Annotated in this window: 21 protein-coding genes and 1 pseudogene; 15 read left to right on the plus strand and 7 right to left on the minus strand. The window is 65.5% G+C overall.

Annotation, left to right across the window (positions count from 1 at the left end; all coding sequences use genetic code 11):
* Positions 1-49 precede the first annotated feature (49 nt).
* Positions 50-520: a GNAT family N-acetyltransferase gene (locus QW881_RS10225; protein WP_315756900.1), complete on the plus strand. Its 471-nt coding sequence runs from the start codon at positions 50-52 to the stop codon at positions 518-520.
* Between the two features lie 42 nt (positions 521-562).
* Here the strand turns inward: QW881_RS10225 and QW881_RS10230 are convergent, their stop codons facing one another.
* Positions 563-1,528: a glycerophosphodiester phosphodiesterase gene (locus QW881_RS10230; protein ID WP_315756899.1), complete on the minus strand. Its 966-nt coding sequence runs from the start codon at positions 1,526-1,528 to the stop codon at positions 563-565.
* Positions 1,529-1,786: 258 nt separating this feature from the next.
* On the opposite strand from QW881_RS10230, the gene QW881_RS10235 reads away from it, so the two are divergent.
* From QW881_RS10235 to QW881_RS10245, 3 genes are all read left to right on the plus strand, one after another.
* Positions 1,787-3,067, plus strand: a complete 1,281-nt coding sequence (locus QW881_RS10235) for a flavin-dependent oxidoreductase (protein ID WP_315756898.1) — start codon at positions 1,787-1,789, stop codon at positions 3,065-3,067.
* A 61-nt stretch (positions 3,068-3,128) separates the two neighbouring features.
* Positions 3,129-3,830, plus strand: coding sequence for a hypothetical protein (locus tag QW881_RS10240; RefSeq protein ID WP_315756897.1), 702 nt, complete (start codon positions 3,129-3,131; stop codon positions 3,828-3,830).
* A 195-nt stretch (positions 3,831-4,025) separates the two neighbouring features.
* A complete protein-coding gene (locus tag QW881_RS10245) occupies positions 4,026-5,090 on the plus strand; it encodes a glycoside hydrolase family 3 N-terminal domain-containing protein (RefSeq protein WP_315756896.1) in 1,065 nt (354 codons plus the stop codon).
* 225 nt (positions 5,091-5,315) lie between these two features.
* Here QW881_RS10245 and secA read toward each other — a convergent pair whose 3' ends face one another.
* On the minus strand, positions 5,316-8,168 hold the full coding sequence (secA, locus tag QW881_RS10250; protein WP_315756895.1) for a preprotein translocase subunit SecA: 2,853 nt from the start codon (positions 8,166-8,168) through the stop codon (positions 5,316-5,318).
* Positions 8,169-8,561: 393 nt separating this feature from the next.
* Between secA and QW881_RS10255 the strand changes: the two genes are divergently transcribed.
* On the plus strand, positions 8,562-9,461 hold the full coding sequence (locus tag QW881_RS10255; RefSeq protein WP_315756894.1) for a peptidylprolyl isomerase: 900 nt from the start codon (positions 8,562-8,564) through the stop codon (positions 9,459-9,461).
* 255 nt (positions 9,462-9,716) lie between these two features.
* Positions 9,717-10,958: a bifunctional glutamate N-acetyltransferase/amino-acid acetyltransferase ArgJ gene (gene argJ / locus QW881_RS10260; protein WP_315756893.1), complete on the plus strand. Its 1,242-nt coding sequence runs from the start codon at positions 9,717-9,719 to the stop codon at positions 10,956-10,958.
* Positions 10,959-11,021: 63 nt separating this feature from the next.
* Here argJ and QW881_RS10265 read toward each other — a convergent pair whose 3' ends face one another.
* Entirely contained in the window at positions 11,022-12,350 is a 1,329-nt protein-coding gene (locus QW881_RS10265) for a TadE/TadG family type IV pilus assembly protein (RefSeq protein ID WP_315735230.1), read from the minus strand.
* A gap of 182 nt (positions 12,351-12,532) precedes the next feature.
* Here QW881_RS10265 and QW881_RS10270 point away from each other — a divergent pair, with 182 nt between their 5' ends.
* Positions 12,533-12,943, plus strand: a complete 411-nt coding sequence (locus QW881_RS10270) for a (deoxy)nucleoside triphosphate pyrophosphohydrolase (protein ID WP_315735232.1) — start codon at positions 12,533-12,535, stop codon at positions 12,941-12,943.
* A gap of 120 nt (positions 12,944-13,063) precedes the next feature.
* Here QW881_RS10270 and QW881_RS10275 read toward each other — a convergent pair whose 3' ends face one another.
* Positions 13,064-13,921: a methyltransferase domain-containing protein gene (locus QW881_RS10275; RefSeq protein WP_315756892.1), complete on the minus strand. Its 858-nt coding sequence runs from the start codon at positions 13,919-13,921 to the stop codon at positions 13,064-13,066.
* A gap of 78 nt (positions 13,922-13,999) precedes the next feature.
* Between QW881_RS10275 and QW881_RS10280 the strand changes: the two genes are divergently transcribed.
* From QW881_RS10280 to QW881_RS10300, 5 genes are all read left to right on the plus strand, one after another.
* Positions 14,000-14,803: a ComF family protein gene (locus QW881_RS10280; RefSeq protein ID WP_315756891.1), complete on the plus strand. Its 804-nt coding sequence runs from the start codon at positions 14,000-14,002 to the stop codon at positions 14,801-14,803.
* A gap of 29 nt (positions 14,804-14,832) precedes the next feature.
* Positions 14,833-15,108 carry a glutaredoxin 3 gene (grxC, locus tag QW881_RS10285; RefSeq protein ID WP_315735238.1) on the plus strand — a complete coding sequence of 92 codons (276 nt, stop codon included), beginning with the start codon at positions 14,833-14,835 and terminating at the stop codon, positions 15,106-15,108.
* Positions 15,105-15,983, plus strand: coding sequence for a carbon-nitrogen hydrolase family protein (locus QW881_RS10290; RefSeq protein ID WP_315735240.1), 879 nt, complete (start codon positions 15,105-15,107; stop codon positions 15,981-15,983). Before grxC ends, QW881_RS10290 begins: the two co-directional genes overlap by 4 nt.
* Positions 15,980-16,462, plus strand: a complete 483-nt coding sequence (locus QW881_RS10295) for a DUF1178 family protein (RefSeq protein ID WP_315735242.1) — start codon at positions 15,980-15,982, stop codon at positions 16,460-16,462. Before QW881_RS10290 ends, QW881_RS10295 begins: the two co-directional genes overlap by 4 nt.
* 141 nt (positions 16,463-16,603) lie before the next feature.
* Complete coding sequence (locus QW881_RS10300; protein ID WP_316159092.1) at positions 16,604-17,041, plus strand: EamA family transporter; 438 nt, start codon at positions 16,604-16,606, stop codon at positions 17,039-17,041.
* On the opposite strand, the gene QW881_RS10305 is transcribed toward QW881_RS10300, so the two are convergent.
* A complete protein-coding gene (locus QW881_RS10305) occupies positions 17,042-17,941 on the minus strand; it encodes an EamA family transporter (RefSeq protein WP_315756889.1) in 900 nt (299 codons plus the stop codon).
* Positions 17,942-18,156: 215 nt separating this feature from the next.
* On the opposite strand from QW881_RS10305, the pseudogene QW881_RS10310 reads away from it, so the two are divergent.
* A pseudogene (locus QW881_RS10310) lies at positions 18,157-18,273 on the plus strand (GIY-YIG nuclease family protein); the annotation flags it as partial.
* Positions 18,274-18,634: 361 nt separating this feature from the next.
* Here QW881_RS10310 and ubiG read toward each other — a convergent pair.
* Together ubiG and QW881_RS10320 are read right to left on the minus strand one after the other, a co-directional pair.
* Entirely contained in the window at positions 18,635-19,399 is a 765-nt protein-coding gene (gene ubiG / locus QW881_RS10315) for a bifunctional 2-polyprenyl-6-hydroxyphenol methylase/3-demethylubiquinol 3-O-methyltransferase UbiG (RefSeq protein WP_409997692.1), read from the minus strand.
* Positions 19,400-19,446: 47 nt separating this feature from the next.
* Entirely contained in the window at positions 19,447-19,914 is a 468-nt protein-coding gene (locus tag QW881_RS10320; RefSeq protein WP_315735252.1) for a PH domain-containing protein, read from the minus strand.
* A gap of 164 nt (positions 19,915-20,078) precedes the next feature.
* On the opposite strand from QW881_RS10320, the gene QW881_RS10325 reads away from it, so the two are divergent.
* Positions 20,079-21,335 (plus strand): aspartate kinase, encoded by a 1,257-nt coding sequence (locus tag QW881_RS10325; protein WP_315756887.1) that lies wholly within the window; start codon positions 20,079-20,081, stop codon positions 21,333-21,335.
* 302 nt (positions 21,336-21,637) lie between these two features.
* Positions 21,638-23,905, plus strand: coding sequence for a phosphoenolpyruvate--protein phosphotransferase (gene ptsP, locus QW881_RS10330; protein ID WP_315735256.1), 2,268 nt, complete (start codon positions 21,638-21,640; stop codon positions 23,903-23,905).
* Positions 23,906-23,917 lie beyond the last annotated feature (12 nt).

A 23,917-nucleotide genomic window follows, 5' to 3' on the forward strand; every position in this document is an offset into this window, starting at 1 on the left:
GTGTTCTGGCATCATGGCAGCGGGATTTGCTCCGCCGGGCTGGTTGCAGATGGACGAGACCGACATCACCATCGCGGTCGAAGATGCCAGGCAGGCTGACGTGGGGGGCCTCATCGCGGAGGCCAACGCCTATCTGCGCACGCTATACCCTGCGCAAAGCAATCACCCCGTCGACGCCGACGCGCTGTCTGCGCCAGGAGTCGTCTTTCTTGCCGCCCGTCGCAAGGGACTGCTGCTCGGCTCGATCTCGCTTCGGCCACTTGACCCAGATCACGCAGAGATCAAGCGATTGTTCGTGCGCGAAGCTGCCCGCGGCTGTGGTCTTGGACGCAAGCTCCTCATGACACTGGAAAGCGAGGCCAGGGCGCGCGGCATCGACCGCGTCAGCCTTGAAACGGGTATCCGTCAGCCGCAGGCGATCCAGCTCTATCGCAGCTCCGGCTATCAGGACTGCGGGCCATTCGGCACCTACCGCCTCGATCCGCTCAGCCTGTTCATGACCAAACGACTGGCGTCTTGATCAGGTTGCGCGATCTGCCTGCGGAAATAGGTCGAGGCGCAACTATTTCTCCGGAACGCCTGGCCCCAGCCGTTGAATGTGCAGCTTTCCCATGGGCTTCGCAAGCCCCTTGTCGGCCGCAGCCTTGCGCAACAGATCCGGCCGATCGGAGATGATGCCGTCGACGCCGACGTCGATCAGCTGCGCCATGTCCTCCGGCTTGTTGACAGTCCAGACCACGACCTGAAGGCCGAGCGCATGGGCCTCGCCGATCAGCTCCGGCGTGACTTCGGTGAAATACGGCGACCACACCTTGCCGCCGGCCGCGTGGATCGTGCGCGGCAGTGAGCCGCCGTGATCGGCCGGGTTGAAGCCGGCGGTCCAGCGCGTCGCTTCCGTCAGCGACACCGTCGGCGTCTTGCCGCCCTGCCGTGACAGATAGACGGTGGGGATTTTTGGCGCGCGCTGCTGCACCAGCCGTAGGGTGCGCCAGTCGAACGACTGGATCATGACGCGGTCGGTGAAATGCTCGGCCTCCAGCAAGCCGAGCAGCAGCGTCACGAAGCGCTGCGGATCGGGCGCCTCATCGGGACGATCCGGATCGAGCTTGGTCTCGACGTTGAGACGGACATGATCGTCTCCTGAGCGCCGCACAAGGTCGATGACCTCCTTCAACAACGGAATGCGCGGCGGCGCGGCGCCGGGACCGCGCAACGCGCGCTGCTCCGGAAACTGCCTGGCGTAGTCGCTGCCCGGACGGATCTGACCGACGTCGTAGGCTTGCACCTCTGCGAGCGGCAGCTCGATCAAGAGCGGTCCAGGCGGCGCGACGTAGTTGCCGGCGGCGTCACGGGCGAGGTCGGGGTTGAGCCGCCGCTCATGCGAGACCACGAGCACGCCGTCACGCGTGACGCCGACGTCCAGCTCGAGCGTGTCGACATGGAGGTCCAGCGCGGCAGCAAAAGCCTGCAGCGTGTTCTCCGGATGCAATGCGCGACCACCGCGGTGGGCCTCGATATCGAACGCCATGACGGGACTCGCAAGGGGCAAGACCAGGACGAAGCTGAGGACGAAAGACGAGCGCCGCATGACGCCAGACTATCATACCCCGCAGTCCATTTCGCTTGTCTCCGCAATTCTTCTGAACTAGGCCTTTCGGGAGCGGCCGGGCGGATACCGGCCGGTGAGGCCATGGGAGGACAGGTTGCGGAGCCAGAACCGGCGCACGGCGGCTGCCGTCGCCGCCTCTCCCCATCGCTCCCTTCCTGCGTGCAACGGATCAAGCGTATGACCGATCTTCCCGTAATCATCGCCGGCGGCGGCATCGGCGGCCTCGCGACGGCGCTGACCCTGCAGCAGATCGGGGTGCCCTGCGTCGTCCATGAGAGCGTGCGCGAGATGCGGCCGCTCGGGGTCGGCATCAACCTGCAGCCCAACGCGGTGCGCGAGCTGTATGATCTGGGCATTGGCGCTGACGATCTCGATCAGGTCGGCGTGCCCGCGAAGGAATGGGCGCTGGTCGGGCTAAACGGCAACGACATCTATTCCGAGCCGCGCGGCCTGCTCGCAGGCTACAACTGGCCGCAATATGCGGTTCACCGTGGCAAGCTGCATATGCTGCTGTACAGCCGGCTGGTGGAGCGCGCGGGAGCTCAAACCGTGCGGCTCGGCAGCCGCGTGACCGGCTACGAGAAGAATGCCGACGGCTCGGTCACGGCCCGCATCGAGCAGGCCAACGGCTCGACCTCGGAGGCCCGCGGGCGGCTCTTGATCGGCGCCGACGGCATCCATTCGGCGGTACGCGCGCAGATGCACCCCACACAGCCGCCGATCCATTGGGGCGGCGCGGTGATGTGGCGCGGCGTCACCTGGGCGAAGCCGATGCGCACCGGATCGTCCTTCGTCGGGCTCGGCACCCATCGCCATCGCGTCGTGGTCTATCCAATCTCGCACCCCGATCCGAAGACGGGGCTCGCACTGATCAACTGGATCGCGGAAGTCACGATGGACAACACCGAGGGCTGGAAGCAGACCGGCTGGTTCCGCCAGGTTCCGGTGAGCGAGTTTGCTCACCACTTCGCCGGCTGGACCTATGACTGGCTCGACGTGCCCGCGCTGATCGCCGGCGCCGACGGCGCCTATGAGAACCCGATGATCGACCGCGATCCGGTGCCGACCTGGGTCGACGGCCCGGTGGCGCTGCTGGGCGACGCCGCGCATGCGATGTATCCGACCGGCTCCAATGGCGCCAGCCAGGCCATCGTCGACGCCCGCGTGCTCGGCACCTGCCTGCTCGCGCACGGCGTCACGCCGGCTGCGCTCGCCGCGTATGACGAGAGACTGTGCGGCCCGATCTCACAAGTCATTCTGCGCAACCGTGGCGCCGGTCCGTTCGGCCTGCTCAATCTGGTCGACGAGCGCTGCGGCGGGAAGTTCACCGATATCGACGACGTCATCCCACCCGCCGAGCGCGACGCCTTCATGGCCGGCTACAAGAAGGCCGCGGGCTTCGCGATCGAGCAGCTCAACGCCGCGCCGCGGACGATCGCGGAGGGGGCGAGAATCTAGTTGGCCGCCGCGCTCGGAGCGCCAGCCGCAACCATCCCTTGACCCCCTCGACGATCAAGCCGTGCTGCGAAACCCGATCCACCGACTCGTCTTCTCCGCAGCCGTGATGGCGCTTGCCGCCGCCTCGGCTCATGCGCGCCCGGCATTCGTTTCCGACTTCGCATTTGTGATGCCCGACATCTGGTTCGTGCTGCCGGGGACAGCCCGCAACGACGACACGCTATTGTTCCGACGCTACAGCGTCGCGATGCACAGGGCCGCGTTTGACGCCACACGGTCAGGCAAGGCAGACAAGATCGACATCATCGGTCCACCCGGCACGTTCTACAATTCGATGATCTACACCTGCCGGAAGATCCCGGACAAGCCGGACTATCTGACGTTCCATCTGCCGCCGACGGTCATCCCGGCCTCGTTCAAATATGACGATCACAAGCCACAGCTCACGATCGACATCCTCGCCGATAAGGAATCGAGCCGAAACGTCGGCGAGTACAACAAGGGTGATCTGTTCCTGGATGCGACCGACGCGGAGGCAGGTAACCTCCGTCGTCTGATGCGGGCGTCGGACATCTCGGTACAATTCGGCGCCCGTAAGGACCGGCTCAAGCTCGCCGTCACCAATCACCTCAGCCGTCTGGAGCTGGCCAAGATGGTCAAGGAAATGCTGCCGCTTCTGCTCAAGGTCGACCCAGCCACCTTGCGCTCGTTCACCAGCACGGAGCTGCGCGAGCATTGCCTCGCCTATCGCGGCGCGATCTGAGAGAGCACCGACGCGCGGCGGCGGCCTGCAGAAGCCCCACGACGTTGCAGATCCGCTGATTTCACGTAGATTGCCGCCGCTGACGCCGACCACGCCGAGACTGCCATCTGGATGTTCACCAGGCCAGCCGCACCCCGACGACTTGCTCGCTTCCTGCTCATGGCCGCATGTCTGATCCTGTCGGATCATCACGCCATGGCCATGGATTGCCGGAATGAAGCGGCGACCTCGCGACTCGTCGGCTCGATGATCATTGCCGGCTTCTTCGGCACGAAACCATCCGATCCCGGATTTCAGCAGATCCTCGCAGACCTCGAAGGCGGCCTCATCGGCGGAATCATCATACTGGGGCGCAATGTCGGCGCGCGGCAAGACCTCGAGGAGATGATCAAGCGGATCAGCGAATGCAAATGCGCAACAATTCCCTTCATCGCGATCGATGATGAGGGCGGCAGCGTCGAGCGCATTGGGAAAAACATCGGATTCGACGAGACGCCCTCTGCAGCGGCCGTCGCCGGAGGCTCCATTCGATCGGCTCGCAACACATACGGTCTGCTTGCCCGGAAGCTTTCCTCGCTGCACTTCAATACAAATCTTGCACCCGTGGTCGACCTCAACAGCAACCCCTCGAATCCCATCATCGGGCAGCGGCAGCGCAGTTATGGGAATGACGCGGACACGGTCGTCAAATATGCCACGGCCTTCATCGTCGAGCATCGCAGGAAGGGGATCCTCACGGTCCTGAAACACTTCCCCGGTCACGGCTCATCGACGACGGACAGCCATGCTGGCATTGCCGACGTCACATCCACCTGGTCGCCGGCGGAATTGAAGCCGTTCAAGCGGCTGATCGCAGCGGGGCTGGCCGACGCGATCATGGTCGGACATCTCGCGAATTCCAACCGCTGGGGAAATATCGCTACCCAGAATGGAGCGCATGCGATCGATCGCCTGCTCAGGCGGGAGCTGCGCTACGACGGCGTGATCATGACGGACGACCTGGCCATGAAGGCGACTCTCGACGCCAAGCAGCCGTCAGCCGCTGCGGTCGCCGCTGTCAAGGCCGGGGCCGACCTCATCATCTTCACCCGGTTGAGCGACGAGGATCAAACCTCCGATGTCGGACGCGAGATCAACCGGGCGCTGACCGCAGCAGCCTGCTCGCAGGAGATACGGGCGAACGCACTGCAACGATCGGCTGCCCGCGTTCGCGAGCTGAAGTCGCGCTGGACTCAACACCACCGCGAACGCCATCATTGAATTGCGCACGCCGCCTCAGGCGTATCATCGCCGATCGATTGACATCGGGACCGCGCGGCACACTGCGCCGACCGCTCCCACCTTTGTCTCCCGCGGACGGCTCCGGCAATCCCGACACGACGTATCGTAAGCCGCTACCTAAAAATCAAAGCGCGATTGCTCGAGCTTCAATCGTTCGCGCATGATCTCTCCGGAAAGCCACTTCGCATCTTTCCGGATCATGTTTTACGCGTACCTGCCGTGGCAGTGCTTGTACTTCTTCCCCGAGCCGCAGGGACAGTCCTCGTTGCGGCCGATCTTGCCCCAGGTGGCGGGGTCGTTCGGGTTGCGCGCTTCGGCCGGGACCGGAGCGACGCCGGAGGACGGCACCAGTGAGACGTTGGCGAAGGCCAGTTCGTCTTCGCCAGTGTTCGGATCGACGTGATGCGCCTGCATCGGCGGCAGCACCGGCTGCTGCTCCTCCGGCGGCACGATCTCGACCCGCATCAGCTGCGCAGTGACCGCCTCGCGCAGATGCGCGATCATGGCCTCGAACAGCGTGAAGGCTTCCGACTTGTACTCCTGCAGCGGATCGCGCTGGCCATAGCCGCGCAGGCCGATGACCTGGCGCAAATGGTCGAGCATCACCAAGTGCTCGCGCCAGAGGTGGTCGAGCGTCTGCAGCAGGATGGTCTTCTCGACGTAGCGCATCACGTCGGGGCCCCATTGCGCGACCTTGGCGGCCATGCGCTCGTCGGCATGGGTCTCGATGCGCTTGAGCAGTTCCTCGTCGGCGATGCCCTCTTCCTTGGCCCATTCGTCGACCGGCAGGTCGATGTCGAGCACACGCTTCAGCTCCTCCTTGAGGCCGGCGACGTCCCACTGCTCGGCATAGGCATGCTCGGGCACGTGCTTGGCGACGAGGTCGTCGATGAAGGCGTGACGCATGTCGGTGATCGTCTCGACCACGCTCTCGTCCTGCATCAGCTCGACGCGCTGGTCGAAGATCACCTTGCGCTGGTCGTTCTGGACGTTGTCGAACTTCAGGAGGTTCTTGCGGATGTCGAAGTTTCGCGCCTCGACCTTCTGCTGCGCCTTCTCCAGCGCCTTGTTGATCCAGGGGTGGATGATGGCCTCGCCTTCCTTGAGGCCGAGCCGGGTCAGCATGCTGTCGAGCCGGTCGGAGCCGAAGATGCGCATCAGATCGTCTTCCAGCGACAGGAAGAACTTCGAGCGGCCGGGATCGCCCTGACGGCCGGAACGACCGCGCAGCTGGTTGTCGATGCGGCGCGATTCATGCCGCTCGGAGCCGATGATGTAGAGGCCGCCGGGCTTGGTCACGGTCTTGGCCGGCTTGGAGCCCTTGGCGGGCTCGATCTCGACCGTCTCCTCGGCCTTCAGCACGATCTCGCGGAAGCGGGCGATGTCGGCCTTGATCTGCTCGATCTTGGCGGCCTTCTCGGCCTCGTCGGTGATCCCGGCGGTCTCCTGCTGCAGGCGCATCTCGAGCGAGCCGCCGAGCTTGATGTCGGTGCCGCGGCCGGCCATGTTGGTCGCGATCGTGATCGCGCCGGGCACGCCGGCTTCGGCCACGATATAGGCTTCCTGCTCGTGGAAGCGCGCGTTCAGCACCGCGAACAGCTTTGCCGGCTTGCCGGCGCGGGCCGCCGCATAGAGCTTGTCGAGCGCCCGCTCGCTGCCGAAGTCGATCTGCTTATAGCCATGCTGCTTGAGATAGGCGGCCAGCACTTCCGACTTCTCGATCGAGGCGGTGCCGACCAGCACCGGCTGCAACCGGGAGTTCGCCCGCTCGATCTCGGCCAGGATCGCGGCGTATTTCTCCTGCTGGGTGCGGTAGACCTCGTCGTCCTCGTCGAGACGTGCGACCGGCAGGTTGGTCGGGATCTCCAGCACCTCGAGCTTGTAGATGTCGAACAGCTCGTCGGCCTCGGTGGCGGCCGTGCCGGTCATGCCGGCGAGCTTGGCATACATGCGGAAGTAGTTCTGGAACGTGATCGAGGCCAGCGTCTGGTTCTCGGGCTGCACCGGCTGGTGCTCCTTGGCCTCGAGCGCCTGGTGCAGGCCTTCGGAATAGCGCCGGCCCGGCATCATGCGGCCGGTGAACTCGTCGATGATCACGACCTCGCCGTCGCGGACGATGTAGTCCTTGTCGCGGGTGAACAGCGTGTGCGCGCGCAGCGCCTGGTTGATGTGGTGGACGACGGAGACGTTCTCGACGTCGTAGAGCGACTCGCCCTTGAGCTGGCCGGCATCGCGCAGCAGGGTCTCGATCTTCTCCATGCCGGCTTCGGTGAGCGTCACCGTGCGCTGCTTCTCGTCGACCTCGTAGTCGGTCTTGTCGAGCTTCGGCACGAAGGTGTCGATGGTGTTGTAGAACTCCGAGCGGTCGTCGAGCGGGCCGGAGATGATCAGCGGCGTGCGCGCTTCATCGATCAGGATGGAGTCGACCTCGTCGACGATCGCAAAGAAGTGTCCGCGCTGGACCATGTCCTCCAGGCGGTACTTCATGTTGTCGCGCAGATAGTCGAAGCCGTATTCGTTGTTGGTGCCGTAGGTGATGTCGCAGGCATAGGCCGCCTTGCGCTCGGCATCGTCGAGGCCGTGCACGATCACACCTGTGGTCAGGCCGAGGAAGCCGTAGATCTGGCTCATCCAGCCGGCGTCGCGGCGGGCAAGGTAGTCGTTCACCGTCACGACGTGGACGCCCTTGCCGGCCAGCGCGTTCAGGTAGACCGCGAGCGTCGCCACCAGCGTCTTGCCTTCGCCGGTCTTCATCTCCGCGATATCGCCTTCGTGAAGCACCATGCCGCCGATCAGCTGGACGTCGAAATGACGCTGGCCGAGGGTGCGCTTGGAGGCCTCGCGGACGGTGGCGAACGCGGGCACCAGGATGTCGTCGAGCGTCTTGCCCTCGGCGAGCTGCGTCTTGAACTCCTCGGTGCGCGCCTTGAGCTGCTCGTCGGTCAGGTTTGCGAGCTCCGACTCCAGCGCATTGATGGCGTTGACACGGGACTGGTAGCCCTTGACGCGACGGTCGTTGGCGGAGCCGAATAGCTTACGGGCGAGCGCGCCGATCATTGCTGAAATCCTGCCTCTATGGGTCTGCGTTGCAGCCGTAACTCATGGTTTGGGTTTGCTGTTCCCGACGTGATGCACCGCAGCACCCGCGCCAGCCTCGACCTTCGGCGCCGGGCGGCGTCCGCCAGATGAGTGGGAGACAGGCAAACCAGGGTTCAACGGCCAAAAACGCAGCAAAATAAGGGCTATCGCCCTTGAAGCGACCGGGGAGAGATATGGCTGGGGGGGAACGTTGTCAACGGCGCCCGACAGCCGGTCCGTCGCCGTCCACCTGTCGCCGATTTCACGAAATTGACAGACTTTTCGCGTTGCCAAGGCACGGCGATTGGGCGAGTGTCCCGGCCGCCCTGAGGCCTCCCCCCTCGAGCCCCCTCTTCTCAACAAGGATTTTCCATGACCACGTCGTTCCCGGTTACGAAAACCGGCCTGCGCCTCGGCCTTGCCACCGCTCTCGCCGGAAGTCTCGCGTTGTCCCTGCTTGCCGCGCCCGCACGCGCCGCCGACGATGCCAACCCGGTGCTGGCCAAGGTGAACGGCGCCGAGATCCGCAAGAGCGACGTGACGCTCGCCGAAGAGGAGCTCGGACAGAGCCTCGCGCAGATGGATCCGGCGACCAAGGACGAGAACGTGCTGTCGTTCCTGATCGACATGAAGCTCGTCGCCAAGGCGGCCGAGGACAAGAAGGTCGCCGACAGCGAGGAGTTCAAGAAGCGCCTCGCCTTCACCCGCAACCGGCTGCTGATGGACAGCCTGCTTGCCAGCGAGGGCAAGGCCGCGACCACGCCGGACGCGATGAAGAAGGTCTACGAGGAGGCCGCCAAGCAGATCGGCGGCGAGCAGGAGGTGCACGCCCGCCACATCCTGGTCGAGACCGAGGACGAGGCCAAGGCCGTCAAGGCCGAGCTCGCCAAGGGTGCCGATTTTGCCGAGCTCGCCAAGAAGAAGTCCAAGGACCCCGGCGCCTCGGACGGCGGCGACCTCGGCTTCTTCACCAAGGAGCAGATGGTGCCGGAGTTCGCCAACATCGCCTTCTCGCTCGAGCCGGGCAAGATCTCCGATCCGGTGAAGACCCAGTTCGGCTGGCACATCATCAAGGTCGAGGAAAAACGCAGCCGCAAGCCGCCGGAGTTCGACCAGGTCAAGGGCCAGATCGAGACCTACGTCACCCGCAAGGCCCAGGCCGACTACGTCGGCAAGCTGCGCGAATCCGCCAAGATCGAGCGCCTGGACAAGCCGGCCGCCGATGCTGCCAAGCCGGCGGATGCGAAGCCAGCCGAGCCGGCGAAGAAGTAAGCGGCTCGGCTACTTGGCTTGAGGCGCGACATGGTCGCGTCATAAATGGTGTCGTCCCGGCGAAAGCCGGGACCCATACCGCGTGATGTTTGAAACAGGCACGCGGCCGATACCGGGGCTCCCAACTGGACCCTGTGGTTATGGATCCCGGCGTTCGCCGGGATGACAGCAGTGGGTGCAGTGACATCCACTCCCACAACGACGACCGAGATGATACAGAGCGCTTCCCGCTCATTCCTGCCGGAAGCCTCTCCGATGTCCTCAGCCGTCTCCCCGCTCGCCCCCACCGATGTCCCCGACATGCCCGCCGTTGCGGGCGTCAAGCTCGCGACCGCGGCGGCCGGCATCCGCTACAAGAACCGCACCGACGTGCTGCTGGCGCTGCTCGATCCCGGCACCACCGTGGCCGGCGTGTTCACGCTGTCGAAATGCCCGTCGGCGCCGGTCGAATGGTGCCGGGCCAAGCTGAAGGGCGGCAAGGCGCGCGCCCTGGTGGTCAACTCCGGCAACGCCAACGCCTTCACCGGCAAGACAGGCAAGCAGTCGACGGCGCTGACGGCGGCGATCGCCGCCAAGGCGGTCGGCTGCAAGCAGGACGAGATCTTCCTCGCCTCGACCGGCGTGATCGGCGAGCCGCTGGATGCGACCAAGTTCGACGGCGTGCTCGAAGGGTTGGCCGGCACCGCGGCGCCTGAAGACTGGATGGGCGCGGCGCGCGCCATCATGACGACCGACACGTTCCCGAAGGTCGCCACCGCCACCGTCAAGCTCGGCAAGGCCAAGGTGACGATCAACGGCATGGCCAAGGGCGCCGGCATGATCGCGCCCGACATGGCGACGATGCTGTCCTTCATCTTCACCGATGCGCCGATTTCGGCACCCGCGCTGCAGGCCCTGCTCAAGGCCGGCGTCGAGGACACCTTCAACGCGGTGACGATCGACGGCGACACCTCGACCTCCGACACGCTGCTCGCCTTTGCCACCGGCGCCGCCGCGGCCCAAGGCGCACCGAAGATCAGCCGCGCCAGCGACCCGCGCGCGAAAGCGTTCGTGAAGGCGTTCAATGCCGTGCTGGCCGACCTCGCCGAGCAGGTCGCGCGCGACGGCGAGGGGGCACGCAAGCTGGTCGAGATCATCGTCGAGGGCGCCAAGAGCAAGCCGTCCGCCCGCAAGATCGCGATGTCGATCGCCAACTCGCCGCTGGTGAAGACCGCCATCGCCGGCGAGGACGCCAATTGGGGCCGCGTCGTGATGGCGGTCGGCAAGGCCGGCGAGCCGGCCGACCGCGACAAGCTCTCGATCTCGTTCAACGGCATCCGCGTCGCCTCCAAGGGCGCGCGCGATCCGTCCTATGACGAGACGGAAGTCTCCGAGGCGATGAAGGCGCAGAAGGTGCAGATCAAGGTGGCGCTCGGCCTCGGCAAGGGCCGCGACCGCGTGCTGACCTGCGACCTGACCAAGGAGTATGTCGCGATCAACGGCGACTACAGGTCCTGATTCCGCAACCGACCGCGGCAAGGAAGCGCGCAAATGCCGGCGCGCTTCCGGGGGCCGAGTCGATCAGCTCGCGATCCGTGCGTCGGCGACCGCCTTCTGGAACAGCGCCTTCATCGCCTCCGCGATGCCCTGCGTCGGCGACACCTCGAAATAGAACCCGTCCGAGGCGCAGGCCTGCATCTTCTGGGCGATCTCGCTGTTCGGCGACGGGCCGAACGGCCCCTTGTTGAAAGGATCGATCCAGCTCATGTACCAGCTGTTGGTCGGCAGCTGCAGATAGGTGGTGTAGAGCACCGCGATCTTGATGCCGCGGTTCTTGAGCGTCGTGCAGAGCGCCGGATTGATCGGCGACTGGCAGCGGTTGCCGCTGGCCTTTGGCTTCAGGCAGGCGGCGTTGCTCTCGTCCGCGACGCCATCGGAGACGAAGAACAGGTATTTCAACGGCGAGCCGGTGGTGCCGTCGCCCGGCGTCGAGATCTCGTTGTTGATGGCGGGGAACACCGTGGTGAACGGCGTATCCTTGTCGGCCGTGTAGGAGTCGTTGTTGCCGTAGACGCCCATCAGGTCGATGTTGCCTGCGGCGCTCTTGGCGCTGGACAGGCTCGACGACAGCGAAAACAGCGCCCGCAATCCGATCGTCTTCGACGCCGCGCCGAAATCGTAGATCGCCATGCGGAACTGGTTCGTATAGGTCTGCGTCTGCTGCGCCGTGTCCATGAGCTGCTGGGTGGCGCTGCGCAGCACGTCGATCCGGGTGGTCACGTTGAGCGTCTTGGCGAGATTGTAGTAGTTGTTGGAGTCGTTGTAGTCGTGGCATGCGAAGGCGCATTTGTCCGAGGTCGCATTGACCATCTTGGTCACGTCCGCCGGCGTCGCCGCCACACCCATCGACGGCGAATTGTCGAGCAGCAGGTAGAAATCGATGTATCGCGGCATCGAGGCCTTCGCCGTCGACGAGCCGTTCAGGGTCATGGTCTTGAACCCGACGATGTTCATGAACATCATGGGCACGGTGGCCGAGAACGACACGGTGGCGCTCAGCACCGAGCCGGCCTTCTTTACCTCCGGCGTCAGGCTGGTCAGCGTATAGCCCGATGTGCCGGACATGTTGCCGTTGAAGATCTTGGCCGCGTCGTCATTGCCGGCGGCGATCACCCCGTCCGAGGTCATCGCGCCCGCGGCAATGAAGGCCGGCGCCGTCCGGGACACCGCGCCGACCGATGCGGCGTCGACCGCCGCCTGCAGCTTGGCGCGCATCTGGTTGGCGCGGCTGTAGTCGACACCGCAGCCGACCGCCGTGATCAGCGGAACGCAGACGATGGCGAACGTCACCGCGACGTTGCCGCTGACGTCGCGGCGAAGGCGGGCAAGCAGGCTGGATACAATTCGCATGAATGATGCCTAACGAACCATGAGGGGGTCACGGCGTTCACCCGTGAAAATATGCGGGCGGCAATTAAGGTTGGCTTATTTCAACCGTGGAAACGGGGCTCAAAACGGCCTAGGTTAAAACTCCCTCAACAGGCGCGCCTGGTTCTCGGACCGGCCCATCCCTCTCGAAACCCGATCGGACCATGCCCGACCTGAAACTCACGCTCGTGGTCGCCTGCGCGCTCGTCGACGCCGACAATCGCGTACTGCTGGCGCAGCGGCCGCCCGGCAAGGCGCTCGCGGGCCTCTGGGAATTTCCCGGCGGCAAGCTCGAGCCCGGCGAGCGCCCGGAAGCCAGCCTGATCCGCGAGCTCGACGAGGAGCTCGGCATCACCGTGCGCGAAGCTTGCCTCGCGCCGTTGACCTTTGCGAGCCACGCCTATGAGACGTTCCATCTGTTGATGCCGCTCTACATCTGCCGGCGCTGGGAAGGCCTGGTGACCGCGCGCGAGGGCCAGCAACTAGCCTGGGTGCGGCCCAACAAGCTGCGCGACTACCCGATGCCGCCCGCGGACATCCCGCTGCTGCCGCATCTGATCGACTTGTTGATGTGAGCCGCGGCGATAGCCTCACGCTCACGCGTCATGCGCGGGCCTGACCCGCGCATCCATCTACATTTCGGACTCTTCAAGAGGGATGGATCGCCGGGTCAAGCCCGGCGATGACGAGAGTGGCTATTCATCCGCTCCCGCGCGAGGGCTCCGCTTCACTGCCGCCTCTAGGCTCGCCGTCGCCGAACCCGGCTTCAGCGGCTTCTGCTGGCTCTCATGCGGGGCCCAGCCTGACAACCAGATGATGTCGAAGGTGGCGCGGATGCGGCCGTCGGGATCGGCGAAGCGCTCGGCATAGATCCCGGCCATGCGCAGCAAGGTCGCGCGGCGCGTCGGCGTGCGACGGCGCTCGACCAGGCTGTTGGCCGCGCCCATGCGGCGGAGATCCTGCATCAGGCCGAACGCGCTGGCATAGCGGACCACGACCCGGTCGACGTCGGTGACGGGCAGCGCGAAGCCTGCACGCTGCAGCAGGCCGCCAACGTCGCGCAGATCGGCGAACGGCGCGACGCGCGGTGATACGCCGCCCTCGCACTCTGCCTCGGCGGCGGCGAAGGATTGCCGGAGCTCGGTCAGCGTATCGCCGCCGATCATGGCCGCCAGCAGCAGACCATCGGGGCGCAAGGCCCGGCGAATCTGCACCAGCAGTCCGGGCAGATCGTTGACGAATTGAAACGCCAGCGCCGACAGCGCGAGATCGAGCGATTGCGCGGCCAGCGGCAGCCGCTCATCCGCCGTTTCGGGCGCAGCGATATGTGCGAGCTGCGAGAGGCGTCCCGAAAGATACGGCTTCAAGCCCGCGGCCGGCGTCCAGACGTCGGCAGCCGCGGTGAAGGACCGGTTCACTGCCGCAAGCCGATCCTCGATGTCCTCCGCAACGCGCTCCAACAGGAAGGTCTCCGGCGCTGCCGCAGCCCGCCGCTGCCTGAGCGCGAGCAAGCTGCGATCGAACAGAACGGGAGTGGTGACGGACTGGACCATTGGGGCTGGTTACGCCGATCCTCGCGGCCGGGCAATGCACCGCTTGAGCAGCGTGGGTTGCGGCGCTAGCCTCAATACATGGGTGTGACGTTTGCTCCAATCAGCGTCGGACGACTTCGTGCAGCCGTGGGCGCGCTGCACGGCGGTCTCGCGCATGTCGCGAAGTTCGCGCTCGACGTCGCGCTGCCGACGCTGTGCATCGCCTGCCGCGAGCCGGTCGACGGCGAGGGCGTCTGCGCGGCCTGCTGGGGCAAATTGTCGTTCATCGAGCGGCCGTATTGCCCGAAGCTCGGCATCCCCTTCGTCTACGATCCCGGCCCCGAGCTGCTGTCGATGGAGGCGATCGCGGCGCCGCCGGCCTATGCCCGGGCGCGCGCCGCCGTGCGCTATGACGAGGTCGCGCGCACCCTGGTGCATCAGCTGAAATATCAGGACCGCACCGATCTGGCGCCGATCATGGGCCGCTGGATGGCTCGCGCCGGCCGCGAGCTGCTGGCCGAGGCCGACCTCGTGGTGCCCGTGCCGCTGCACTGGCGGCGCGGCTTCAGCCGGCGTTACAACCAGTCCGGCGCGCTGGCGCGGGTGATCGCCCGGTCCAGCGGCGTCCGAATGCAGGGCGATGCGCTGCGCCGCGTGCGGGCGACCGAGCAGCAGGTCGGGCTGTCGCGCGCCCAGCGCGCCAGCAATGTGCAGGGCGCATTCCAGGTATCTTCAGACCGCCTGCATGACGTGCAGGGGCGCCGCATCGTCATCGTCGACGACGTGCTGACCACGGGCGCGACGGTGGATGCCTGCGCCCGCGCTCTGCTGCGCGCCAAGGCGGCCGAGGTCAGCGTGCTGGTTTTCGCCCGGGTTGTCGATGCCCCCCGCGCTCCCATATAATCTGTCGTTCCGTAACAGCTGAGCGCGACATGACCGCTGCGATCGAAATCTATACCCGTCCGGGGTGCGGCTACTGCACGGCCGCCAAATCGCTTCTGACCCGCAAGAACGTTCCCTTCACCGAGCATGACGCGGGCAAGGATCCGACGATCCGGCAGAAGATGTATGATCGTGTCGGCCCGGGCTCGACCTTTCCGCAGATCTTCATCGGCCACACCCATGTCGGCGGCTGCGACGATCTCTATGCGCTCGATCGCGAGGGCAGACTCGACGCCATGCTGGCGGGAGACAAGGCGACATCATGAGCAACGACCGCAGCTTTACCGCCGCCATGGTGCAGATGCGCACCTCGCTCCTGCCCGAGCCGAGCCTCGAGCAGGGCACCAGGCTGATCCGGGAAGCGGTCGCGCAGGGCGCGGAGTACGTCCAGACGCCGGAAGTGAGCAACATGATGCAGCTCAACCGGACGGCGCTGTTCGAGCAGCTCAAGAGCGAGGCGGACGATCCCTCTCTCAAAGCCTATCAGGCGCTCGCCAAGGAGCTGAGCATCCATCTGCACATCGGATCGCTGGCGCTGCGCTTCTCGGCAGACAAGGCCGTGAACCGCTCGTTCCTGATCGGACCCGAGGGCAACGTGCTGGCGAGCTACGACAAGATCCACATGTTCGATATCGACCTGCCGGGCGGTGAGAGCTATCGCGAGTCGGCCAACTATCAGCCGGGCGAGACGGCGGTGATCTCGGATCTGCCCTGGGGTCGTCTGGGGCTGACGATCTGCTACGACGTGCGCTTCCCGGCGCTGTATCGTGCGCTGGCCGAGAGCGGCGCCTCGTTCATCAGCGTGCCCTCCGCCTTCACGCGCAAGACCGGCGAGGCGCACTGGCACACGCTGCTGCGCGCCCGCGCCATCGAGACCGGCTGCTTCGTGTTCGCCGCCGCCCAATGCGGCCTGCACGAGAACAAGCGCGAGACCTTCGGCCACTCGCTGATCATCGATCCATGGGGCGAGATTCTCGCCGAGGGCGGCGTCGAGCCCGGCGTGATCGTGGCGCGCATCGATCCGTCGCGGGTCGAGAGCGTGCGCCAGACCATTCCTTCGCTGCAGCACGGCCGCCGGTTCGGCATCGCCGACCCCAACGCGGGTCCGGACTATCTGCACCTAGTGCGGGGCTCGGCATGATCCGCTATGCGCTGCGCTGCGAGCGTGACCACACGTTCGAAAGCTGGTTCCAGAGCTCCTCGACCTACGATTCGCAGGTGAAGCGCAAGCTGGTGGAATGCCCGACCTGCGGCTCGACCAAGGTCGAGAAGGCGATCATGGCGCCGCGCATCGTCAGCAAGAAGGGCCGCGAGGCCGTTCCAGTGCCAGTGCCGGCCTCACCGACGCCAGCGCAGGAAGTGATTCCGCCGGGATCGACCGCGCTGATGATGGCGCAGGAGCGCGAGCTGCGCGCCAAGCTCAAGGAGCTGCGCGACCACATCGTCAAGAACGCCGACGATGTCGGCGAGCGTTTCCCGACGGAAGCGCGCAAGATGCATTACGGCGAGACCGAGCACCGGCCGATCTATGGCGAGGCCTCGCTCGACGAGGCCCGCGAACTGATCGAGGAAGGCATCGAGGTCGCCCCGATCCCGGTGCTGCCGGACGATAGGAATTGAGCAATCGAGAAGGCCTTTTCGTCATTGCGAGCGAAGCGAAGCAATCCAGGAGCCGAGGACAGATTCTGGATTGCTTCGCTTCGCTCGCAATGACGGGGGAGAGATCTCGGCCTGCACTCTCTCTTTCGCCGGTGTGACGACATGTCCCCCCTCTCCTCGTCCTGGCAGCTCTGGGCCCTTCTCTCCGCGCTGTTTGCGGCCCTGACCGCCATCTTCGCCAAGGTCGGCGTCGAAGGTCTCAACTCGGATCTCGCCACGCTGATCCGCACCGCGATCGTGCTGGTGACGCTGGCGCTGATCCTGTTCGCGACGGGCCAACCGACGAGCCCCGGCCCGATCTCGATGAAGAGCTGGATCTTCCTGACGCTGTCGGCGCTCGGCACCGGCGCCTCGTGGTTGTGCTATTTCCGTGCCCTGAAGCTCGGCCCCGCGACGCTGGTCGCTCCGATCGACAAGCTCAGCGTCGTGCTGGTCGCCTTGTTCGGCGTCGTGTTTCTCGGCGAACGACCGAGCCTGCAGGGCTGGATCGGCATCGCGCTGATCGCGGCCGGCGCCGTGCTGATCGCGATCAAGGGCTGACTACACTGCGATCAGCAGCGCTACCCCGGCAACGATCAGCACGATGCCACAGATCTCGCGCAGCGAAACCGGCTGCTTGAACGAGTAGTACGACACGCCCTGCGCGAACAGCACCTCGATCAGCGCGAGCGTGCGGACGTTGGCGGCCGCCGTCAGCGCGAAAGCCAGGAACCAGAATTGTGACGCGAAGGCGCCGACGAAGCCGGCCATCATCGACGGCCGCCACAGCGACAGGATTCCGCGCAGGATGTCCGGCGCGCGCGACAGCAGGTAGACGGTCAGGATCGCGGTTTGCACGAACAGGCCCCAGACCAGCGTGTACGATGCGGCGGTCACGAAGGAGACGCCGTCGACGGCGATGATGGCGCCGCGGAAGCCGACCGCCGACAGGGCGAACGCCGCCGCCGCAACGAGGCCGGTCACGGTCGGCTTCAACTCCGCAAAGCTCTTGTCGCCACCGGGCCGAAGCGCCGTGACGACGACGCCGATGGTGGCGATCAGGATCGCGATTACCTTCGGCACCGAGAGCGGATCGCCGAGGAAGATGAAGCCGAAGATCGCGGTCTGGATTGCTTCGGTCTTCAGATAGGCCGTGGTGACGACGAAGGAGCGGTCGGTCATCGCCAGCAGCATCAGTCCGGTGGCGACGATCTGGCTGAGCGCGCCGAGCAGCAGCCACGGCCAGAACACAGAAGGCGGCCACGGCAGGTGGTCGCCGGTGGCCAGCAGCACCGCGGTCAGGAACACCAGCGAGAACGGGAAGCCGAACAGGAAGCGGATGTTGGTCGCGCCCCAGGTGCCGAGCTTCGCCGTCAGCGACCGCTGCATCGCATTGCGTGCGACCTGACCGGCCGCAGCCACCAGCGTGAAGAGAATCCAGAGCGAGGCGATGGAGAGCATGCGGGCACGGAGCGGCTGTGAAGGCCGGCCACCGTGACCAGCGCGAGGCGTCGGGTCAACAGGACAGGCGGCAATTCAGTCGCATGTCAGGATTGCAGATCGCGGCGGGATGACAAACCACTATCTACAGTTTGTGGTAAGCTCGCGTCACAAAGACGGTGTCGTCCCTGCGAACGCAGGGACCCATAACCACCAGCTTCAGTTAGGTTGGACACGCCGAAGAAGCAATCACCCGCGAAAAGCAACTCAAGCGCTGGAAACGCGACTGGAAGATCGAGCTGATCGAACGCGACAACCTCGAATGGCGCGATCTCAGCAACCTGATCTTCTAGCGTGCCTCAAACCACTCCCTGGGGTTATGGGTCCCTGCGTTCGCAGGGACGACACCTTTGGTCGAGCGGCATCTGGCTGGACCGACGACAACCGAGAATGAAGCTGGCGAGGGGGAGCAAAGCTGTCGTCCCGGGCAAGCCCGATGACGCGACGCGTCAGCGGGCGTAGACCCGGGACCATACCGCGTGATCTGTCTTGGGGCAGGCTGCACGTTGAACCTGTCGCGCCACGGAAAGCCCGCCAGCGACCTGATCTCCTAGCGTGCCCCGAACCACTCCCTGGGGTTATGGGTCCCTGCGTTCGCAGGGACGACACCGGTTGTGGAGCAGCATCCCGGCCGAACCGAAGCGCGACGCCGTGCTACACCATCTGCTCGGCGACCATCATGTAGTTCACGTCCATGTCGGTCGACAGACTCCAGCGGTCGGCGAAGGGGCTATAGACGACGCCGCTCTGCTCGGTGATGACCAGACGATTGTCGAGCAGGTATTTCGTCAGCTCGTCCGGCGTGACGAACTTGCTCCACTCATGCGTGCCGCGCGGCAGCCAGCGCAGCACATATTCGGCACCGACGATGGCGAGCGCGAAGCTCTTCCAGTTGCGGTTCAGCGTCGAGACCACCATCATGCCGCCCGGCTTCAGCACGGCGGCACAGCGGCCGAGGAAGGCACCGACATCGGTGACGTGCTCGACGACCTCCATCGCCAGCACGATGTCGAAGCGCTCGCGCGGATCCATCTCCTCGATCGTGGTGCAGCGATAGTCGATCGACAGATGGCCCTTTTCCGCATGCAGCCTGGCAGCGGCAATGTTGCTGGCCGAGGGATCGACGCCGACGACCTGCGCGCCCAGCCGCGTGAACGGCTCGCACAGCAATCCCGCGCCGCAGCCGATGTCGAGCATGCGCAGTCCCGAGAGGCAGTTCAGGCTCTTGGCGTTGCGCTCGAATTTCCGGCAGGCGGCATCGCGGATGTAGGTCAGGCGCAGCGGGTTGATCTTGTGCAGGGGCGCCATCTTGCCCTTGGGGTCCCACCAGGTCTCGGACAGTTTCGAGAACTTCGCGATCTCGGCCGGATCGACGGTCGAGCCGGAGGGAACAGAAGTGCTGCGGGAATCCTGAGGCATTGTCATCGCTGAATACTCAATGATCGAAGCTGCGGCGCCGTACCGGGCTAACGCGCCGTGATGGCGTTCCGGAACGCCAGCGGCTCCGCGATGGTCGAAATGGTTTCCTTGCCCTCGCCCACCCCCAAGATGGTGACGTCGCCGTAATTGAGAACCCGTCCCATGATGGTCTGGTTGACGTCGACGCTCTCGACCTTGTCGAGGGCCATCTCGAAGGTACGGCGCTTGATGAAACCGGTTTTATGGACGACGCGACGATTGGTGACGTCCGTCTCCGTGGTGAGGCGATGGAACCAGGCCCGGACCGTCCAATACAGGGCGACAATGGCGATGACGGCGGCGGTGGCCAGGCACAGCATGACCAAACTGTCGTTCACGGTCATGCGGGAGAGGACGAGCAATCCAAACACGACGATCCAGGCCCCGATCGCGGGCAGGTAGAACATCCAATGCGCATTGGTCGAATACAGCACCTTCTCGCCGGGTTGCAGGATTTCGTCGATGTAACGCGCCATTCCAAGCCTCTCACCTGACCCTGTCACCAACCTGACCCTATCACCACAAGGAACCGTCTTGCCCCCAGCCGCGGCGCTATGTATACGCGCGTTTCGGCTGGCGCGCCTCCGGTTTCGCGCTCAGCCGGTCAACTTATCCTCCTGATGGGAATGAGCGCGTCGTCATGGGTCGCCTCGTGCTGAAATTCGGCGGCACATCCGTCGCCAACATCGACCGCATCCGCAACGTCGCGCGCCACGTCAAGCGCGAGGTCGATGCCGGTCATGAGGTTGCCGTGGTCGTCTCGGCGATGTCGGGCAAGACCAACGAGCTGGTCGCCTGGTGCACCGAGGCGTCGCCGATGCATGATGCGCGCGAATACGACGCCGTGGTGGCCTCGGGCGAGCAGGTCACATCCGGCCTGCTGGCGATCGTGCTGCAGAGCATGGGCATCCAGGCCCGCTCGTGGCAGGGCTGGCAGATCCCGATCAAGACCAGCGACGCCCATGCCTCGGCGCGAATCGTCGATATCGACGGCGCCGAGCTGATCCAGCGCTTCCGCGACCGCAAGGAAGTTGCGGTCATCGCTGGCTTCCAGGGCATCAACGCCGAAACCGGGCGAATCACCACGCTCGGCCGCGGCGGCTCGGACACTTCGGCGGTGGCGATCGCGACCGCCATCAAGGCCGACCGCTGCGACATCTATACCGACGTCGACGGCGTCTACACCACCGACCCGCGGGTGGTGCCGAAGGCCAAGCGGCTCGACAAGATCGCCTTCGAGGACATGCTGGAGCTGGCGTCCCAGGGCGCCAAGGTGCTGCAGGTCCGCTCGGTGGAACTGGGCATGGTGCACAACATGCCGATCTTCGTCCGCTCCTCATTTGACAAGCCCGAGGATATCGACCCGCACGCCAACCAGCCGCCGGGGACGCTGATCTGCAGCGAGGAACAAATCATGGAAAATCACGTCGTGACCGGCATCGCCTTCTCCAAGGACGAGGCCCAGATCTCGGTGCGCCAGATCGAGGACAAGCCGGGCGTTGCCGCGTCGATCTTCGGACCGCTGGCTGATGCCAACATCAATGTCGACATGATCGTCCAGAACGTCTCCGAAGATGGCAAGACCACCGATCTGACATTTACGGTGCCGGCGACCGACTACAACCGGGCGCGCGAGACCATCACCGCGGCCAAGGACAAGATCGGCTACCAGCGCTTGGATACCGCAACCGACGTCGCCAAGGTCTCGGTGATCGGCTCGGGCATGCGCAGCCATGCCGGCGTCGCCGCCAAGGGATTTGCCGCGCTCGCCGCCCGCAACATCAACATTCGCGCGATCACGACCTCCGAGATCAAGTTCTCGGTGCTGATCGACGCCGCCTATACCGAGCTCGCCGTCCGCACGCTGCACACGCTCTACGGACTGGACCAGGCCTAGAAAATCCTCCTCCGCAACCACACCTGTCCCGTTATGTGACAGCGGGACGGGCCGGAGATCGTTCGAAAGCCGTTGACGCCGCCCGCGGTGGCAGGCGTTTTGCTTGGCAAAACAAGCCCTAATTCGCTATACGCCATCGCAGGATGGCAGCCGCAAACTGTGCTCCAGTGATGGTTGTTCTGGTTCGGGCCGGCACTCTGAGCGTGCGATAGTGCCGAATCGAGAAAGCTGTTCGATGCCGCGAGTTTAGCGCCAGATCCGGCCGCGTGCCGGGCTGGCCCCAGGAAGGGGGATTGTGCCACATGCGAAGCGCGTCGGGAGGCCCCCGCGTCCTGCTCAGACGGCTTCGCGAGACCATGGCGGAGCAGGTCTCGGCACAGGAGCGACTCGACAAGATCGTGGTGCTGATCGCGGCCAACATGGTCGCGGAGGTGTGCTCGGTCTATGTGCTTCGCGTCGACAACACGCTCGAGCTCTACGCCACCGAAGGTCTGAACCGCGACGCCGTGCACATGACCGTGCTGAGCGCGCATGAGGGACTCGTCGGCCTCGTCGCCAGCGAGGCGACGCCGCTCAATCTGAACGACGCGCAGAGCCACCCCGCCTTCTCGTACCGGCCGGAAACCGGCGAAGAGATCTACCACTCCTTCCTTGGCGTGCCGATCCTGCGCGCCGGCAACACGCTCGGCGTGCTGGTGGTGCAGAACCGCGCCAAGCGCACCTATGTCGAGGAAGAGGTCGAGGCGCTGCAGACCACCGCGATGGTGCTCGCCGAGATGATCGCCTCCGGCGAGCTCGCAGCGCTCGCCCAGCCCGGCGCCGAGCCGGCGGCGCGGCACTCGATCCACAAGACCGGCACCGTGCTGTCCGACGGCATCGCGCTCGGCCACGTCGTGCTGCACGAGCCGCGCGTCGTCATCAACAACTACATCGCCGAGGATCTGCCGAAGGAGATCAAGCGGCTCGACGCCGCGCTGCTCAAGCTGCGCGCCGACCTCGACCGCATGCTGGAGCGCGGTGACGTCGCCGATGGCGGCGAGCACCGCGAGGTGCTCGAAGCCTATCGCATGTTCGCCAACGACCAGGGCTGGTCGCACAAGCTGCACGAGGCGGTCGCGACCGGCCTCACGGCGGAAGCCGCCGTCGAGCGCGTGCAGTCCGACACCCGCGCCCGTATGCTGCGCTCCACCGATCCGTATTTGCGCGAGCGGCTGCACGATCTCGAGGATCTCGGCTACCGGCTGCTGCGCCAGCTCGTCGGCCAGGACCACGCGCCCCGGCGCGAGCACTTGCCCGACAATGCCATCCTGATCGCGCGCGCAATGGGCCCGGCGGCGCTGCTCGACTACGACCGCAAGCGGCTGCGCGGCCTCGTGCTCGAGGAAGGCACTGCCAACTCGCATGTCGCGATCGTGGCGCGAGCGCTCGGCATTCCCGCCGTCGGCGAGGTGCCGAACGCGCCGGGTATCGCCGATCCCGGCGACGCCATCATCGTCGATGGCACGTCGGGCTCGATCTACGTTCGGCCGTCGTCCGAGATCGAGTCCGCCTATGCCGAGCGGGTGCGCTTCCGCGCTCGCCGCCAGGCGCAATATGGCGAGCTGCGCAACAAGCCCTGCGTGACCAAGGACGGCCAGCCGATCGAGCTGATGATCAATGCAGGCCTGGTCATCGACCTGCCGCATATCGAGGACACCGGCAGCGCCGGCATCGGCCTGTTCCGCACCGAGCTGCAATTCATGGTGTCCGCCAGCCTGCCGCGCTCCAGCGACCAGCTGGCGCTGTATCGCACGGTTCTCGACGCCGCCGGCCACAAGCCGGTCACGTTCCGCACTTTGGACATCGGCGGCGACAAGGCGCTGCCCTACATGGAGACCGTGATCGAGGAGAATCCGGCGCTCGGCTGGCGCGCGATCCGCCTCGGCCTCGACCGCCCGGGCCTGCTGCGCGGCCAGATCCGGGCGCTGCTGCGCGCCGGCGGCGGCCGCTCGCTGCGCATCATGTTCCCGATGATCTCGGAAGTCGCCGAGTTCGACACGGCCAAGGCGATCGTCGAGCGCGAGCTGACTTACTTGCGCCAGCACGGCCACACGCTGCCGGAGCGCGTCGACGTCGGCACCATGCTCGAGGTCCCGGCGCTGCTGTATCAGCTCGACGAGCTGCTTTCGAAGGTCGATTTCATCTCGGTCGGCTCGAACGACCTGTTCCAGTTCCTGTTCGCGGTCGATCGCGGCAATGCCAAGGTCTCCGAGCGCTTCGACACGCTGTCGACGCCGATCCTGCGGGCGTTGCAGCAGATCGTGCACAAGGCCAAGGCGGCCAAGCGGTCGGTGTCGCTGTGCGGCGAGATGGCCTCCAAGCCGATCGGCGCGCTGGCGCTGATCTCGCTCGGCTACCGCTCGCTGTCGCTGTCGGCCACCGCGCACGGCCCCGTGAAGGCGATGATCCTCGAACTCGACGCCGGCAAGGCGGCGACGAAGATGGCCGAATGGCTGGCCGCACCGGCCGGCAGCTTCTCGATGCGGCAGAAGCTGACCGAGTTCGCCGAGAGCGAAGGCCTCGCGCTGTAGCGGGCCCGTCGC

Origin of the sequence: Bradyrhizobium sp. SZCCHNS3016 (assembly GCF_032484535.1) — a bacterium.
Classification (GTDB): Bacteria; Pseudomonadota; Alphaproteobacteria; order Rhizobiales; family Xanthobacteraceae; genus Bradyrhizobium.

What these genes read in the sequence shown, in the direction of transcription:
- QW881_RS10270 (WP_315735232.1), top strand. Translation starts at nt 12,533, where the DNA reads ATGCCCGACCTGAAACTCACGCTCGTGGTCGCCTGCGCGCTCGTCGAC.
- QW881_RS10295 (WP_315735242.1), top strand. Translation starts at nt 15,980, where the DNA reads ATGATCCGCTATGCGCTGCGCTGCGAGCGTGACCACACGTTCGAAAGC.
- argJ (WP_315756893.1), top strand. Translation starts at nt 9,717, where the DNA reads ATGTCCTCAGCCGTCTCCCCGCTCGCCCCCACCGATGTCCCCGACATG.
- secA (WP_315756895.1), bottom strand. Translation starts at nt 8,168, where the DNA reads ATGATCGGCGCGCTCGCCCGTAAGCTATTCGGCTCCGCCAACGACCGT.
- QW881_RS10245 (WP_315756896.1), top strand. Translation starts at nt 4,026, where the DNA reads ATGGCCATGGATTGCCGGAATGAAGCGGCGACCTCGCGACTCGTCGGC.
- grxC (WP_315735238.1), top strand. Translation starts at nt 14,833, where the DNA reads ATGACCGCTGCGATCGAAATCTATACCCGTCCGGGGTGCGGCTACTGC.
- QW881_RS10265 (WP_315735230.1), bottom strand. Translation starts at nt 12,350, where the DNA reads ATGCGAATTGTATCCAGCCTGCTTGCCCGCCTTCGCCGCGACGTCAGC.
- QW881_RS10230 (WP_315756899.1), bottom strand. Translation starts at nt 1,528, where the DNA reads ATGGCGTTCGATATCGAGGCCCACCGCGGTGGTCGCGCATTGCATCCG.
- ptsP (WP_315735256.1), top strand. Translation starts at nt 21,638, where the DNA reads ATGCGAAGCGCGTCGGGAGGCCCCCGCGTCCTGCTCAGACGGCTTCGC.
- QW881_RS10235 (WP_315756898.1), top strand. Translation starts at nt 1,787, where the DNA reads ATGACCGATCTTCCCGTAATCATCGCCGGCGGCGGCATCGGCGGCCTC.
- QW881_RS10280 (WP_315756891.1), top strand. Translation starts at nt 14,000, where the DNA reads ATGGGTGTGACGTTTGCTCCAATCAGCGTCGGACGACTTCGTGCAGCC.
- QW881_RS10275 (WP_315756892.1), bottom strand. Translation starts at nt 13,921, where the DNA reads ATGGTCCAGTCCGTCACCACTCCCGTTCTGTTCGATCGCAGCTTGCTC.
- QW881_RS10325 (WP_315756887.1), top strand. Translation starts at nt 20,079, where the DNA reads ATGGGTCGCCTCGTGCTGAAATTCGGCGGCACATCCGTCGCCAACATC.
- QW881_RS10320 (WP_315735252.1), bottom strand. Translation starts at nt 19,914, where the DNA reads ATGGCGCGTTACATCGACGAAATCCTGCAACCCGGCGAGAAGGTGCTG.
- QW881_RS10225 (WP_315756900.1), top strand. Translation starts at nt 50, where the DNA reads ATGGACGAGACCGACATCACCATCGCGGTCGAAGATGCCAGGCAGGCT.
- QW881_RS10290 (WP_315735240.1), top strand. Translation starts at nt 15,105, where the DNA reads ATGAGCAACGACCGCAGCTTTACCGCCGCCATGGTGCAGATGCGCACC.
- QW881_RS10300 (WP_316159092.1), top strand. Translation starts at nt 16,604, where the DNA reads ATGTCCCCCCTCTCCTCGTCCTGGCAGCTCTGGGCCCTTCTCTCCGCG.
- QW881_RS10305 (WP_315756889.1), bottom strand. Translation starts at nt 17,941, where the DNA reads ATGCTCTCCATCGCCTCGCTCTGGATTCTCTTCACGCTGGTGGCTGCG.
- ubiG (WP_409997692.1), bottom strand. Translation starts at nt 19,399, where the DNA reads ATGCCTCAGGATTCCCGCAGCACTTCTGTTCCCTCCGGCTCGACCGTC.
- QW881_RS10255 (WP_315756894.1), top strand. Translation starts at nt 8,562, where the DNA reads ATGACCACGTCGTTCCCGGTTACGAAAACCGGCCTGCGCCTCGGCCTT.